Origin of the sequence: Paenibacillus sp. 22594 (assembly GCF_052044425.1) — a bacterium.
Classification (GTDB): Bacteria; Bacillota; Bacilli; order Paenibacillales; family Paenibacillaceae; genus Paenibacillus_AQ.
Genome location: NZ_JBQENA010000001.1, coordinates 27349 through 42674, shown reverse-complemented (window position 1 = coordinate 42674; position 15326 = coordinate 27349). Strand labels below are relative to the sequence as shown.

Below are 15326 nucleotides of genomic sequence, written 5' to 3'. Positions count from 1 at the left end.
TTGGATCGTTCTACATTGTTCCCGGCTCATTCCTCATTCATATTCCAGATCTGAATGTTCTTAATTTGACCGCAGCTTGTATATACCGCCAGCACGACCACGATCAGGATTAGCAGCGGGTACAGGAGATAGACCTGCAGTGGCACAATATTGAAGTTCATCCGGGTCAGACCGAACATGCGGAAAATGATGCCGATCAGCCGTTCACCCAAAATATTGGCCGTAATCACACCTAAAATGATTGAGCCAACCAGCAGCATTGAGATACGCAGAACCTGCCACAGTCGGATTATGCCATTCCGGAAGCCGAGGCTCTTCATCACCGCAATGCCCTGTACCTCTTTGGTAATCAGCAGCCTTACGAACAAGCTGGTAATGAAGAAAGTAATCACGCAGACAATAACCGTAAGCAGAACAATAATGCTTTTCAGCTGGCCCATAAACCCGCCAGTGACATCCCCGAGCAAATCTGTTGCGCTTTTGAGATCAAGTTCACTAAAGTCCTGCTTCATATCCGCTAAAATACGAGCCTTCTGCCCATCAGGAGCGTTGATGTTTCCCGCAATTTGATAGGCAGCCGCATTAGAGGGACTATAATCGTCTCCAAGCCGGACCAAGTAGCCTTCATTCGTTATGGTCTGGAGAAGACCGGTGATGAGGAAAGTGTCCTGCTTACCGCCGATCTCAAAAATGATTGAATCTCCAATACGTTTGTCATATTTCTCAGCCATAATGCCGGTAATCGCGATTTCATTTGCCAGTTTTGGGGCAACGCCGTCCAGATACTGAAAGGCTGCAGCCGGTTCGCTTTTCATCGCGGTGATCCGCATATTGTCCTCACCATTGTCCGAAATGTATTTCGAGTTAATAGAATAATCTACCGACAATGTAACAGGAAAGTTGTGGTCGCGGAACTCCCGGGTCATCCGTGCCAGTTTGGTGTGTATTTCTGATACCTTCTTATCGCCAACCTCGCTTTTGGTATAAAAGTCAGCCTGGACGGTTCCAAAGTAGCCAATGAACTTCGGAGTTACAATCGTATTCATCAAGTTAATCGGAATGATAATTATAGCGGTACTTAGAATAAATGTAAGAATCAGTGCAGTGTAGCTCTTCATCCGGTTGAGCACATCGCTGAGCGCCAGAAACAGTGCCGGATGCATAAACTTGCTTTTATGGAGATGGATTTTCCGTGACGCCTTGAAGCGCTCGCCCGTTTGGCCCTGCCGGATCGCATCAATGGCCGATGCCCGGTTAATCTTGCGCATGCAGAGCGTACAGAACAGCAGTGTAACTGCGATAATGGCTATTGTGCTGCATATAGAGACCATCAAGCCGGTATTGCCTCCGGGTAAAATGATATATTGTGAGATTTTTTGGGACATTAGATTTGAAAGAGGGATACTCACTCCCAGTCCGATTGCTCCGCCAGCCAGCGCGAGTCCCAAATATTTAGTCAGATACAGCTGTTTGATCGCAGCATTCCGAAATCCAATCGCCTTCATCACTCCGATTTCTTTGTATTCATCCTGCAAGGTAGAGACAATCGTGAATCTCAAGGTCAGGAAAGCAATGAAAATCAGAAACAGGCTGATCCCAAACAGCATTGCGGAAATAATCTGGTCCGTCATATAAGATTTCTTCACCAGTTCTTTCTCTACTCCAAAATTCAAGGAGATATCCTGTTTGGAAAACGCTTTTACTAAGGCCCTGCCCTCTTCGCCGTTAGTTCCCATAAAGCTCCATAGCCTAGTCAACGATTCCTCCGGCAGAGCACTCTGAAGATCTGTAAAGTCCTTAGAGGAGATCAACAGCCGCTTGAGGCCCAATAAATCCGAGCCCATATAGGCATCCTTGAATACCTTTGTGATGGTAAAAGTTTTTGAGCTTTTCCCTACCTGAATTTTCAGTTCATCCCCAAGCTTCAATCCAGTGGTGTTCATGAGGCTGATCGGCAGTCCCACTTCTCCAACCTCCATACTAAACACTTCATCCTTCTCACCGAATACGAGATTCACTTGATCCGGAACCATGGCCAGCACCAGCCCGGTATTACCCGAAATGCTTCTCCGGCCCTCGGGTACACTAATATCCTTGGACAGCAGTCCAATCTGAAGCTGAGAAGAATAGGAATCGACACTTTTCTCCGTCTTGGCCCATGCGGTAATACTCCGATTATTCTCTTCAGTATTGGCTATGGAAATATTGTAGTCAGCTACCTTGCTGTAACTGATGAAGCTGCCAATCGCCGTCGTTGTGGAGTACATCAGATTTGTACTGCTCGCCACAAGCATCGACGCTAGTATCATTAGTACTAACAGCACCATATTCATTACTTTTTTACGCTTCAGGTCCTTCTTTAATATTTTTAGAAACACAGGCGTAGTTCCCCTTTCTGTAGGCTCTAATGTGATTATAAAGGGGTAGTTATTAAATAATCCTTAAGCGTGAAAATAACCTGTTTACCTTACACGCTGGAAGATTGAATTCGTCATCTGGTAAAATGACTAAGTGCAAGGCTTAGATCCGGTGCATAGATGTCAAAATCCATGAGGAGGATGGAGTATGCCGTTTGAACTCATCCCATTTCCTGAAGTCGTGCCTAGTGCGGGCCAACTTGTCGCTGTCCAGGCCTTAAAAGGAACCGGGGAAGGAGCAGTCTCATTGCTTGCGCTAGATCGGAATAGTGGTCTTTGGCGATTTGACTTGCACACAGGGCACGCAAGAATGCTGCTGCATGTCAATATACCTGATTTGAAATTGGAGGAACCTGTACAGATTGTAGTATCGGTAGATGAATGCTTCGCAGCGGTTTCGGGTAGATTCAGCCAGCACGCAGCGTTGTACGATCTCCAAGATTCCAAGCAAATCATGGCATTGTCCCGGGATAATTATCATTATGATGTTTGTACCTTCCCGCTTGCTTTTGCTGAACATGAGGGCAGGACACTGTTGATTCACGGCACGAAATGGAACCAGCTGGATTTGCTCGATGTCCGTTCAGGTGAGAATTTGTCTACACGTCAGTCAACGGTTTCCGGAGCAGTAAATGGAGAACAGCCCACGAAACAAGATCTCGATTATTTTCACAGTAAAATCCATGTCTCCCCCCAAGGGGAGTGGATCGTCGATACTGGTTGGCACTGGCAGCCCGTCGCATCCATACGCTCCTGGAATCTTCAAGCATGGCTTATGAACTGCTGGGAGTCGGAGGATGGAGCTACCTTACGGGTGCTCGGGGACTACATGGAAGACTGGGATCAGCCAGTAGTCTGGCTTGATTCTTCTACTATCGCAGTCTGGGGGCAACTGGCAAGTGATATGTACGATGAAGAGGACACGAAGGATTACGGCGATAACTGTTACTCTCATTTTCTGGCTATATTTGATGTGCAAACCGGGGAACGGAAAAATCTGTTCATTCCAGTACCTGAATACCGGACCAAACCCTTGATCGATGGGGAGCATTATTTTCCACGCGGACAAATCGTTGTAGCAAACGGCAAGATTGTAATGTGGGGACCGGAAAAAGGCTTGTCCGTTCTAGATCCTGATTCGGGTGAAATGGAGTTCACTGACAAGGCATTATGTCCCTACTTCTACCATCCATATGCGGAAGTTTTTCTTGAGCTTGATAAATCCGGCCGTATATCGGGCATGCGGCTAATCTAAGGTGAACATGACGATCTAACAGCGGAGGTGCTTCCATGCTAATCAGAACAGCGTTAATAAGCGATTCACATGAAATTCCCAGACTTTCGGGCGAGCTTGGGTATGCAGCAGAAGCCTCCCAAATGGCTGAGAGGCTTCGTGATCTCACTGAACAGAGAGACCTAACCGGCTTGGTTTTACTCCAGTGAAAATACAACATGTACTGGATAAGTCTATCGAATAGAGCCTTTTGCGAACTCATAAAATCCGAGTGCATGCGCCCAGTCCGGGAACCCGGCTTGGGCCATTTTGTCGCTGCCGCCGCCTTTTCCCTGGAATTCGCCCAGATTAGCTTTAAAAAAGGTACCACAGGACAATTCTGTACTTCCGCTGGAAGCGAGCACGACTTTATTCTCCGCCGCTGTCAGTAGCAGCACCGGAAGTTCGGTACTACCAGTCAGCTTCATGGCCAGACTTTGCAAATCCTTGAATGATTTATCCTCGAAGATGTGTGCGGCTACACTAGCTTCGGACTCAAGTCCGGATAAGAGCTCCTGTACCAAATAATGATCATTCTGTTCTTTGAGTGCACTCAGTTCGGTCTGCAGTTGCTTCTGCTCGGCTTCCCACTTCCCGATCCGGTCCAGGATTTCATCTTTGCCTGTATTGAATTTCGCAGAAAGCGCCCCAAGGATACGCTGATTATCGTTAGCTTCGTCCAGCGCGCGCCCTCCGCATTTGAACGTGACCCGGATATTGCCCTTCTGTTTCTCCGCTCTCAACAGCTTGATCATCCCAATCGCTCCGGTAGCAGATACGTGAGTCCCGCCGCAGGCGTTATGCTCCACTCCCTCAATCTCAACAATGCGGATATTCTCCTTAACCTTGGGCAGCTTCACCAGCGGCAGGTTAGCCATTTCCCCGGCGGTGACAAAATAGCTTACGATACGATGGTCGAGCACGACCTGGCGGTTAACCTCCTGCTCTGCCACAGCCAGCTGATCCGGGGTTAGTTCCTGAAGCTCAATGTCGATAGTTGCGTAATCATTGCCCAGGTGAAAACTCAACGTATTCGCTTCGAACAGTTCACGAAATACCGCCGACAGCAGATGCTGGCCGCTGTGCTGCTGCATATGGTCAAATCTGCGGTTCCAGTCTATCTGACAGCTCACTTGGCTTCCTTCTGGAACTCGATCAACCTTGTGCAAGACCTCGTCCTCTTCAAGAATGACATCCAGTACGGGGATTCCGCCAATAGTTCCGGTATCGCAAGGCTGCCCGCCTCCATGAGGATAGAAAGCCGTCTCCTCCAAAATCAGATATTGCCCATCCTCGCGTTCTACCACTTTACTTATCGAGGTCTGCCATTCCTTCAAATAGGCCGACTCGTAATACAGCTTCTTAGTCATAATCAGGGTTCCTTTCTGCTTCAGTCTCCGGTTAAACCGGATACAAACATCAACTCCACTGCTGTTCTTAGTGCATCGTATCCCATATTTGCTTCCCGATCAAGATTACCGTAACTGTGATAAACAGCGGACGGATATAACTGGCTCCCTTGCGGATAGCCAGTCTTGAACCGACTACAGCACCGATGACAATCGGAATGCCCAGAAGCAGTCCATAATACAGGCTGACTGATCCAAATGCGGCAAACGTCAGCAGACTTGCGATATTACTGGAGAAATTAAGCACCTTGGCATTTCCGGCGGCTGTCACAAATTCAAAGCCCAACATGAGAAAAGCGAAGATCAGGAACGAACCGGTGCCTGGACCAAAGAATCCGTCATAAAATCCAATAACCAAGGCAATACCCATGCCGATAATCAGCGGTTTTTTGCTGTCTTGGGAGTAGGTAGAGACGTCCCCCCAGGATTTTTTGAACAAAGTATAGACCGTAATGACGACCAGCATCACGATCACAAGCGGCTTCAGAAACGCTGAAGGTACCTGCCGGACCGTAAGCGAGCCAGCCACCGCGCCCACAATAGAGAATGGAATTAGGAATTTGACCATCCCAAAATTAATCTTCCCGGAACGGACAAAAGACGCCGTACTCGTGAACGAGCACATGGTCCCGGCCAGTTTATTGCTGCCCAGCAGCAACGGGAGCGGGATCCCGGCAGCCAGCAGTGCTGGAATGGAGATCAGTCCGCCGCCGCCTACCACAGAATCAATAACACCCGCCAAAAAACCGCAAATCACTAAAATCGAAATCATTGTTATACTGCCATGCTCCATAATGCAAACAAAGCCCCCTGCCAGCGGTAAGTGTCATACAAACAAACTCCAGCATACACAATTTCGCGGAAGTGTACCATGGTATTCTTTGATGAACTTTTGCAGTCTTTCATTTATGAATACAAAAAGAGTGACAGGAAACTTCCCTGCCACTCTTGTCCACTCCACTTTTTCAAATGCTCATTTATACGTATTCTGTTCATTTTTCTTATAGGTAGTTTTGTCATCCCGCAGCGCTTCCTTGCGGATATCACTTTTCTTCTGTTCCATCTGCTGAGCTTCCTGGCTGGTCACCGGAGCATTGTTCAATTCGTCTACCGTATTAATCAGATTCTTATCCGGTTTGGTGTGACTATCCATTGTATTGCCTCCTTTAAGTTGTTGGGTTGATGGGTCGCATCAGCTTATTGTGGCAAGATATGGAGCAGATTATGCACTGTGGCTGGAACCAGAGAATGTCCGCAAAAAAAACCGGATAAGCAGATTCACGATCTGCCTGTCCGGCTTTCTTACCTACAATCCTTCTATTCTTCCGAATCTACATTGTGGTAGACCTGCTGTACATCATCCAGTTCCTCCAAAGCGTCGATCAGTTTCTCGAACTGTGCTTCGGCATCCTCCGGAAGAGCAACATAGTTCTGCGGGAGCATGGTCAGCTCAGCGACAGTAAAATCGGTAATTCCGGCACCGCGGAAAACCTCTTGAACGGCATGGAACTGATCAGGCTCAGCATAGACGATTACAGCCTCGTCCTCTTCCAGCACATCGCGCACATCCAGATCCGCTTCAATCAGCAGTTCCATCACTTCGTCAGCTGTTTTGCCTTCCAGGCCAATTACAGCTGTAGGCTCGAACATATAGGTTACCGAACCACTGACACCCATGTTGCCTCCGTTTTTACTGAATGCGGAACGCACCAGCGGGGCAGTACGGTTAACGTTGTTAGTCAGCGCGTCGATAATGATCATCGAACCGCTGGGTCCAAATCCTTCATAACGTAGTTCTACGTAATTTTCGTCACCGCTGCCTTTGGCCTTGTCCAGCGCCCGGTCGATAATGGCCTTAGGCACGTTGTACGTTTTGGCGCGCTCAAGCACGACTTTCAATGCACGGTTCGATTCCGGGTCCGGTTCACCCTTCTTCGCCGCTACATAAATTTCTACACCAAACTTGGCGTATACCTTACTTGTATTGGCATCCTTGGATGCCTTCTTTTCTTTAATATTATTCCATTTACGACCCATATTCTTCCCGCTCACTTTCCAACATTAATTATAAACAGTCCAATATATTATACCTCCGCTCTGTGTATCCCGTAAAGGGCAGTCCCGGTGACGGCTAAAAATCCAGCAAAGCCAGCAACCTATCCAGCCCGACAGCCTGGATCAGCACAGGGATTCGCGGACCTGTCTCCTGGCCCAGCACCAGCTGATAGATTAGGGTGAACAAACGTTTTTGATTGCTTTTCATCGTTTTTTTATCTTCGTTATAACAAATAGCGTAAATTTCCGTCATCATCTGCTCATCCTCCATCCCTCCGGTCCTCAGCAGCCCGCAAAAGGCTTCCAGCCATGCTTGCTCGTGCATCTCCAAAGTTTCGTACAGGGCAGTATCACGGCTGGAATTTACGGTAACCAGCTTTTGCGGCATCCAGTGCTTGATCCAACATTCCGCCCGATCCGCCATTTGCTGCAGCCCATTCACATCTACTTCCTCTCCGTTCCGGGTCATAATCTCCTGCAGCAGATTTGAATCGAAATGAATCAGAGGCAGCAAGCCTGCAATGGGTCCGAAGCTAGGTATTCTATCGTTCAGCGGATGAATCAGCGAAAGCTCTACCGCCGAATTCATATCATCCGTGAGTGTATGAGAGTCGTGGGCCTTCCGGTAACGTTCAAATTCCGTATAATTGCGCAGCACATCTTCGTCCATCCCGATATGAAACTCAGCGTTCGGCTGGTATTTGGCAAACAGAAAGAGAATATTCTCCGGTGCATAGACCTTCAGCAGATCATCAGGCGTGTAGTTATTCCCGGACGAGCTGGACATTTTGGCAAAGCTGCCTTTGATTCTAATAAATTCGTAAGGCTCATACATAGGCGGTTCATTCCCAAAAATCTTCTTCGAGATCACGGAGGCTACATTGTAGCTGCCCGTTTCCGACGAATGGTCACGGCCTCCAGGCTCGAACAGCACTTGCTCCAGATTCCAGCGCATCGGCCAGTCGATTTTCCATTGCAGCTTGATATTCTCCGCTTCCGCAACAGACATCGTACAGTGATAGCCGCATCTACAGCTATAGGTCAAGAGCCCTTGCTCTTCATCAAAAGAATGTACTGTAGTCGAGTCCTTGCCACAATCCCCGCAATACACACTTACAGGATAAAATGCGGCTCTCTCTGCTTCGCTGGCTTCTCCCGTTTTAAAGGACATCAGAATGTCATAGATTTCTTCTCTGCTCTGAAGTGCATGAAGGATTTCCGGTGCATAACGGCGGGATTGATACTCTTTGCTCTGATAGATGAATTCCGGTCTGATCCCAAAAGCGCTGAGCACTTGTTCAAATTCCTGTTCAAAATGCTCCGCATAGGAGACGTGGCATCCGTATGGACAAGGAACCTGCGTATAGGGTCTACCGATATACTGTCCGAAACTTGGGTCCACATGAACCGGAACCTTGCGGAAACGGTCAAAGTCATCCCATGAAAAAATAAACCGCACTTTTTTACCCGCTTTTTCAAGAGCCTTACTTACAAAATAAGTCGTCACAATCTCCCGGAAGTTCCCGATATGGATGTGGCCTGAGGGACTGATCCCTGAAGCGCATACGAATGTCTGCTGCTCCGGGTGGCTTTCGATTAACCGATTTGCAATTTTTTCTGACCAATGCATGAATAATCACCTCTACAATTATTGTAAAAAAACAACAAAAAAAGCCCTCATCCTCAAGATTGTCATCTTGAGGACGAGAGCTGTAATCAGCGCCGTGGTACCACCTCTGTTCGCGGACATGTCACCATGCACGCCTCTTCGGGTACGGCCATTACGCTTATACCCTATCTCTGTAACGGGAGAACCCGTCATAGCATCCTTGGGCATGCCGCCCAATTCCGTATGAGGCTCGGAGACTTTTTTCGTTAGGCACACTGCTGCTCCGTTTCACCATTCCGAAGCTCTCTGTGAACTATGCCGCCTAAGTACTCTTCTCGTCATCGCTGAAGTGATATGCTGTTTCAATATATTCCACTATAGCAAAACTAGATCAGAATGTCATTATCCAATTCAAGATGGCTTTTGTAATAGAATATACAATTGTACAAAAGTCACAAAATCAAATCCAAACTTCATTCGCCGTTTCAATAATCAACCGAAGCTTATCCCACTGCTCTTCCTCCGTCAGCATGTTACCTTCTTCGGTAGAGGCAAAGCCGCACTGGGCGCTGAGGCACAGCTGTTCGATCGGAACAATCTGTGCGGCTTCTTCAATGCGTGCAATGATCTGCTCTTTGCTCTCCAGACCTCCGTGCTTCGTTGTCACGAGGCCTAATACAACATGCTGATCTTGGATGAAGCGCAGCGGAGTGAAGTCACCGGAACGTTCATTGTCATATTCGAGGAAAAAGGCATCGACTTCAGCCTCTCCAAACAGAGTTTCAGCTACTGGCTCGTACCCGCCGGCGGCAAACCAGGTAGAACGGAAATTCCCCCGGCAGACATGCAGTGCAATCGTCATATCCTCCGGCCGACCGGCTATACTCTCATTGATCAGTCGCACATAATCCTTGGCAAGCTGATCAGGATCAATACCGCGGCTGCGCAGATGTGCCCGGTGTCTGCCGCTGCAGAGAGTCCCCCAGGTCGTATCGTCCAGCTGCAGATAACGGCATCCTGCCTCATAGAACGCACGGATGGCCTGCTGATAGACTTGGATAATATCACGATACAGCGTCTCGCGGTCAGGATAGATCTCATTGCCGTTGTAATCCTGCACGAAGTGGAACAAAGCCGGAGAAGGAATGGTCATTTTGGCCAGTGCATCTCCAGCCATCTGCTGCAGCTCAATGAACTCAGTCACCATGGGATGATCACCAAAGGCGATTTTGCCGACAATCCGAAAGCTTTCTGCACGCTGAGCTGTCTCTTTGACACCTCTCCCTTGATCCAGACTGATTTTCTGCGTGCCTGTGATTCCGAGGAAGAAATCCAGATGCCACCAGGACCGGCGGAATTCTCCGTCTGTAACAGCCTTAAGTCCCAGAGCCTTTTGCTGTTCCAGCAGCTTGAATATTTCCGTATTCTCGATTTCATGAAGCTGCGCGTCTGTAATTTCCCCTTGTAAACGCAGATTGCGCGCGGATTTCAGTTCCTCTGTGCGGAGGAAGCTGCCGACGATGTCGTAGCGAAAGGGCGGAGTATTTCGTTTGGAGCCGATAACTGGACTGATCATACGTCCCTCCTGCGGTTAGAGTAAGAAAGATTTAAGGTCGAAAACATTCCTGGATACCTGGTCATTCAGAATATCGATATAGGCGGACATCATCTCACCTGGCTTGCGGTCCTTATGGGCGATCCAGCCGACGGTGAATACCTCAGGACTGTCAAAAGGAATCGTAACCAGCCCATCGCCATTTCGTTCAACATCCATAATTCCCGTACCTACCGTATAAGAATCACTGCCCAGCAAAAGATGGGTCAGCGTCGCCCGGTCCGTAACCTGGATATTCTTCTCAATCTGCGTGAAGCTGAGCATCTCCTCCGAAAAATGCAGCGAGTTGTTCTCCCCCTGCTCAAAGGTAATGTACGGAAAGGGAAGAATATCAACCAGCTTAATCATTTCCTTGCCGGCAAGAATATGCCCTGCCCTCACATACACATGAGGATTCGTGTTGAACAGCGGGGTGAACTTCAGATTCCCGTCACTGAACAGCTTGTTCATCACCTTATAGTTACTCTCATTGATATAGAGAATACCCAGATCACTGCGGAGGGTCCGCACATCCTCAATAATCTCATAGGTCTGCGTCTCTCTCAGACTGAAGTTATATTCCGGCACCTTGCTCTCTTTCATCAGCTTTACAAAAGCATCCACAACAAAAGGATAATGCTGGGTGGACACAGAAAAATAGATCGGGCTGCGTTTCTTGCCGGTATAACGGTTCTCCATGAATTCAGTCTGTTCAATAATCTGCCGGGCATAACCGAGAAATTCTACACCCTCGGCTGAAATGCTGATGCCCCGGTTGTTCCGTTCGAAGATCGTAATTCCCAGCTCGTTCTCCAGCTCCTTGATGGCATTGGAGAGGCTTGGCTGGGAGACAAAAAGCCTTTTGGCCGCTTCATTCATCGAGCCGCTGTTCGCAATCTCAATGGCATAGCGGAGCTGCTGCAAAGTCAAACCTGTTCCTCCTTTTACAAGGACTTTATTGCTGATGCTTCACTTTCCGGCTACAACAGATGCCGTCCCTCGGAAGGAACGGCACCTGGGTTTCTGCTTATAGTAGCATAGATTCAAGGTTCCATCCATGCCGGATACAAGAAGAGTCTGCAGCTTTTTATTTGCCCCGCTTTTTACCTGCATCAATCTTGGACGGGTCCAGGCCTTCCCAGATGTTCTTGATATCCGCCTGCTCGGGATGATCAAACACCAGGAATGCAGTAGGCAGATAACGCTCGCCATACTGGGAGGAAGGCTTGTTGACAATCTCATTGTCCTTCACCAGAACAGTAGATGACCCACCGTCGAGGTTAGCAGCGATAACCGCTCCATGCTTCAGCATAATCTGCTGCACATCATAGAGGTTCGCACCTATGCTGTACCCGGGTTGTCTGCCGTCTATGACTACGAACAGCAACGCACCGTCAGCACGCTGGCCCATCGCGGTTCTGGGAGCAATTCCCCAGCCCTCGGCAGCATTCTTGATCAGCCCTTTGCCATTGACTATAATCCGCGGTTGAAAAGACACGGCCTCCTGCACGCCCAGCTTACTAAGCTCATTGAGAGTGTAATTCCCGGCGATCATTTTACCCTGCTTGTCGAGGCCAACGATCTGTGTGGAATTCTTGCCCCCGAGACCATTATAAAAAAGCTTGCCTTGTGAAATAACCAGTCCAATCGGTTTGAAGCCGTTCCCCTTCCAGTTGGGGTCTGCGAACCCCCCGCCATTTACACCGGCAATGGCTCCTGTACGTGCCACCATGCTGGTCACTTTTTCACCTGAGCCTGTCTTGTCCGGTACGCCCAAGCGAACCTTGGTTGGATCATTAACCGTCATAACAAAACCGGTATAACCGGTGCCGGATACTTTCTCGATTTCAACCAGGGGCTTGTCTTGTTCTTCTGCGGTGGGTTCCTTAATCACGTGGGTGTCCTTCTCATCCCCCATATGCTGAAACCGCAGATTGTATTCCGTGACACGTTCCTTCAGTTCATCTTCGCCAATAATATATTTCGCCATATAGCGGTGCTGTGTGGTTATTAGCGTATCTGCTATTAAGTAGCGGGTGTTCTGGGCAGAAGGTGCAAAATACAGCCATCCGCCAGCGGCTAACAGCAGAAATACGAAAAACAGAAAAACTCTGGAGAGTGTGCGGAAAAAGCTTTTTTTCTTGCGTTTACGAACGGGCTTCTTCTTGCGGACGGTGTTGCGCTGTGGTAATGATGAAGAATTCACTTCTTGATTTCCTCCCTGAAACTGCCTGATAATGGAAATGCATATTAGCTCATATACCCCATCATAGACGATAATGCCAGATTAAAGGTTTCAGTTTGTTCAACTATCCCCCAACATTCATTTAAAGTATTACCTCGATAAAGTGAATTTTCATGCACAAATCATTCCAGTCGCACACAACCGGCAACTTCCGTGATAAACTAACGAAAATGTTTACTTGCCGCACAACAGTCTTTTGGCTGGGCTTAGTAATATTTTCCATAATGAACCCGGAGGGAATACATGAAAACATTACTACTCAAATGGAATCAACTAAGCCTTGTAAATCGGATCCTTGTGGGGATTATAGTGGGGGTAATCTTGGCGTTGTCAGTTCCAGATGCAACAGGGATCAACATTTTCGGTTCATTATTTGTATTATCATTAAAGTCGGTTGCGCCGGTGTTGGTCTTACTCCTGGTGATATCTGCCATCTCGCAGCATAAAAAAGGCCATCAAACGAATATGAAATCCATCCTTGTCCTCTATGGTTTAAGTACTTTTCTGGCAGGTCTGATTGCAGTCATTGCAAGTTTTATATTTCCGGTAACCTTGTCACTTGTAAAGGGAGCCAATGATCTGACTCCACCTGATGGGATTATAGAAGTACTAAAGTCATTGTTGTTCCAGGTGGTCGACAACCCGGTTCACGCTCTGCTGAATGCCAACTATATCGGTATCCTGGCTTGGGCTATCCTGCTTGGATTTGCTTTGAAGAATGCCCATGAAAGTACAAAAAATATGCTTACCAACTTTTCAGATGCCGTATCACAAATCGTCAAATGGGTGATCAATCTGGCACCGCTGGGAATTATGGGACTTGTTTTTGATTCCATCACATCAAACGGCCTTTCTTCCATGCTTGACTACGGGAAATTACTTCTCGTTCTGGTGGGATGTATGTTATTTATGGCACTTGTTGTGAATCCTTTGATCGTATACCTGAATATTCGCAGAAATCCATATCCGCTTGTTTTTAGCTGCCTTAAGGAAAGTGGGATAACCGCATTCTTCACCCGAAGTTCAGCTGCCAACATTCCAATCAACATGAGATTATGTGAAAAACTCAATTTGGATAAAGATACGTATTCGGTATCCATTCCATTAGGTGCTACGATTAATATGGCGGGTGCAGCGGTTACGATTTCCGTCTTAACTCTCGCAACGGTTCATACCCTTGGTATTGAAGTAGATTTTGGTACTGCGCTTGTTCTGAGTGTTCTATCTGCTGTGTCTGCTGCAGGTGCTTCAGGTGTTGCCGGCGGGTCGCTCTTGCTCATTCCTCTGGCGTGCAGCATATTCGGAATTCCAAATGATATTGCGATTCAGGTTGTTGGTGTAGGATTCATCATCGGCGTATTACAGGATTCATTTGAAACAGCACTCAATTCATCCTCTGACGTACTTTTCACAGCAACAGCTGAATATTCAAAAAACCGTAAAGAGGGCAAGACATCAATAATTAATGTTTAGATAAAAATGTTAAAAAGACGACATCTCATTCAGAAATAAATGAATGAGTGTCGTCTTTTTTCAGGTCTAGCGATTTCGTGCAATGTAGCGATTGCGCCGTGAGGCTAAGAAACTGCAAAAAGCGATAACAAGCAGAAATAATCCCGTGATTACAAATCCTTCAGCCTTTGTGAGAGAATCTTTTACCGTGCTTGAAACAGAAGCTGAAGTGCTTTTGGAAGATTGGGAGCTCGAAGACTGCGACTGGACAGGTTTGGAGATTGCCGGAGCCGCAACCGTTGATTTCAGAGCGTAATCTGCCCGGGACAGAAAAAAACGGTAAAACGCATTGGCCGTGGCAGTAGCGCCAGCTGCATACTTTTTTTGAACAAACTGCGGTTCAAGCTCGGTATTCAGAATGTCGCTGACTACGTCATTGGTCAGTAGGCCATCTATACCCTTTCCCTGCAGCACATGATAATTGTCTCCCCCGATATCCAGCACCAGCATCACATCATTTGGACCTGCGCCTACGGAAGCGAATTTAGCATAGGTGAAATCTTCCAGGCTCTTATCTCCTAAATTCTTAACGGTTACGATATATACGCCGCTGTGGGTTGTGGACTGATAACGGTTGGCGGATTGATTCAGATAATCCTTGGTAACCTGTTTGAACACTCCGGCGTTATCGGCGACATAATTTCGGGTGCCTGCGGTTTCAGAGTAGATACCACCCAGACTTTGAATCAATGCGCCATAGGTTTTACGGGCACCCGCATTGTAGTCCTTTTTGGCGAAATCCGGCTCTAGTGAATCAGAGAGAATCTGCGTAATCCGGTTCTCGGTCAGCGTAGAATCTAGCCCTTTGCCGGGGACAGCCCAATAGTCATCATCTTTGATGGACAGCAGCAGCAGCACACCATTGTTTTTCTCAGCCGCCCCTGCTCCCCAAGAGTTGAATAACGATGTTGCATATTCCTCCATAGAAATGCCATTCGTGGAATCAACAGTTACCAACCTGACCTGCGCCCCATCCTTCTGATGGAGTTTCACCCCATAGTTGACCATATAATTCTCGGTTTTCGCGTCAATCACTTGGGCAAAATCGTTCACATAGAACGAATCGGTGTGGTCTGGAACACCTGTTTTGGCCAAGCTGAGTGATGGCAGCAAGAGTACACTGAGCAGCATTGCGATTAGGGCCGTTTTAAACGTTGTATGATTCATACCTACCCCCCGGATTGTCATAGATCCTATCTTCTATATCGCCTG

General features: G+C 47.6%; 12 protein-coding genes and 1 other annotated feature. Of the genes, 2 read left to right on the top strand and 10 right to left on the bottom strand.

The genetic code is table 11. The annotated features are described in order from the left end of the window. Window positions 1–26 precede the first annotated feature (26 nt). A complete protein-coding gene (locus tag ACTJKB_RS00160) occupies window positions 27–2378 on the bottom strand; it encodes an FtsX-like permease family protein (protein ID WP_440831255.1) in 2352 nt (783 codons plus the stop codon). Window positions 2379–2565: 187 nt separating this feature from the next. Here ACTJKB_RS00160 and ACTJKB_RS00155 point away from each other — a divergent pair, with 187 nt between their 5' ends. Beyond that, the gene (locus ACTJKB_RS00155) at window positions 2566–3672 is read left to right on the top strand and encodes a hypothetical protein (RefSeq protein ID WP_440831254.1); all 1107 of its coding nucleotides are present in this window, start codon (window positions 2566–2568) and stop codon (window positions 3670–3672) included. A gap of 212 nt (window positions 3673–3884) precedes the next feature. On the opposite strand, the gene ACTJKB_RS00150 is transcribed toward ACTJKB_RS00155, so the two are convergent. From ACTJKB_RS00150 to ACTJKB_RS00115, 8 genes are all read right to left on the bottom strand, one after another. Beyond that, a complete protein-coding gene (locus ACTJKB_RS00150) occupies window positions 3885–5060 on the bottom strand; it encodes an alanyl-tRNA editing protein (RefSeq protein WP_440831253.1) in 1176 nt (391 codons plus the stop codon). A 67-nt stretch (window positions 5061–5127) separates the two neighbouring features. Next, a complete protein-coding gene (locus ACTJKB_RS00145; protein WP_440831252.1) occupies window positions 5128–5892 on the bottom strand; it encodes a TSUP family transporter in 765 nt (254 codons plus the stop codon). Between the two features lie 180 nt (window positions 5893–6072). Further along, a complete protein-coding gene (locus ACTJKB_RS00140) occupies window positions 6073–6252 on the bottom strand; it encodes a hypothetical protein (RefSeq protein ID WP_074103390.1) in 180 nt (59 codons plus the stop codon). A gap of 164 nt (window positions 6253–6416) precedes the next feature. Further along, entirely contained in the window at window positions 6417–7136 is a 720-nt protein-coding gene (locus tag ACTJKB_RS00135; protein ID WP_074083433.1) for a YebC/PmpR family DNA-binding transcriptional regulator, read from the bottom strand. A gap of 94 nt (window positions 7137–7230) precedes the next feature. Next, window positions 7231–8784 carry a lysine--tRNA ligase gene (gene lysS / locus ACTJKB_RS00130; protein ID WP_440831251.1) on the bottom strand — a complete coding sequence of 518 codons (1554 nt, stop codon included), beginning with the start codon at window positions 8782–8784 and terminating at the stop codon, window positions 7231–7233. 66 nt (window positions 8785–8850) lie between these two features. Beyond that, window positions 8851–9114: a binding site (T-box leader), on the bottom strand. A 109-nt stretch (window positions 9115–9223) separates the two neighbouring features. Further along, window positions 9224–10339: a 5-methyltetrahydropteroyltriglutamate--homocysteine S-methyltransferase gene (locus tag ACTJKB_RS00125; protein ID WP_440831250.1), complete on the bottom strand. Its 1116-nt coding sequence runs from the start codon at window positions 10337–10339 to the stop codon at window positions 9224–9226. A 15-nt stretch (window positions 10340–10354) separates the two neighbouring features. Beyond that, complete coding sequence (locus tag ACTJKB_RS00120; protein ID WP_440831249.1) at window positions 10355–11287, bottom strand: LysR family transcriptional regulator; 933 nt, start codon at window positions 11285–11287, stop codon at window positions 10355–10357. Between the two features lie 157 nt (window positions 11288–11444). Then, entirely contained in the window at window positions 11445–12563 is a 1119-nt protein-coding gene (locus ACTJKB_RS00115) for a phosphodiester glycosidase family protein (protein WP_440831248.1), read from the bottom strand. 282 nt (window positions 12564–12845) lie between these two features. On the opposite strand from ACTJKB_RS00115, the gene sstT reads away from it, so the two are divergent. Continuing rightward, window positions 12846–14075 (top strand): serine/threonine transporter SstT, encoded by a 1230-nt coding sequence (sstT, locus tag ACTJKB_RS00110; protein WP_440831247.1) that lies wholly within the window; start codon window positions 12846–12848, stop codon window positions 14073–14075. 66 nt (window positions 14076–14141) lie between these two features. Here the strand turns inward: sstT and ACTJKB_RS00105 are convergent, their stop codons facing one another. Continuing rightward, a complete protein-coding gene (locus ACTJKB_RS00105; RefSeq protein WP_440831246.1) occupies window positions 14142–15281 on the bottom strand; it encodes a TPM domain-containing protein in 1140 nt (379 codons plus the stop codon). Between the last annotated feature and the right edge of the window lie 45 nt (window positions 15282–15326).

Coding starts and splice junctions, on each gene's coding strand:
- ACTJKB_RS00155 (WP_440831254.1), top strand. CDS start 2,566: ATGCCGTTTGAACTCATCCCATTTCCTGAAGTCGTGCCTAGTGCGGGC.
- ACTJKB_RS00150 (WP_440831253.1), bottom strand. CDS start 5,060: ATGACTAAGAAGCTGTATTACGAGTCGGCCTATTTGAAGGAATGGCAG.
- ACTJKB_RS00145 (WP_440831252.1), bottom strand. CDS start 5,892: ATGGAGCATGGCAGTATAACAATGATTTCGATTTTAGTGATTTGCGGT.
- ACTJKB_RS00140 (WP_074103390.1), bottom strand. CDS start 6,252: ATGGATAGTCACACCAAACCGGATAAGAATCTGATTAATACGGTAGAC.
- ACTJKB_RS00135 (WP_074083433.1), bottom strand. CDS start 7,136: ATGGGTCGTAAATGGAATAATATTAAAGAAAAGAAGGCATCCAAGGAT.
- lysS (WP_440831251.1), bottom strand. CDS start 8,784: ATGCATTGGTCAGAAAAAATTGCAAATCGGTTAATCGAAAGCCACCCG.
- ACTJKB_RS00125 (WP_440831250.1), bottom strand. CDS start 10,339: ATGATCAGTCCAGTTATCGGCTCCAAACGAAATACTCCGCCCTTTCGC.
- sstT (WP_440831247.1), top strand. CDS start 12,846: ATGAAAACATTACTACTCAAATGGAATCAACTAAGCCTTGTAAATCGG.
- ACTJKB_RS00105 (WP_440831246.1), bottom strand. CDS start 15,281: ATGAATCATACAACGTTTAAAACGGCCCTAATCGCAATGCTGCTCAGT.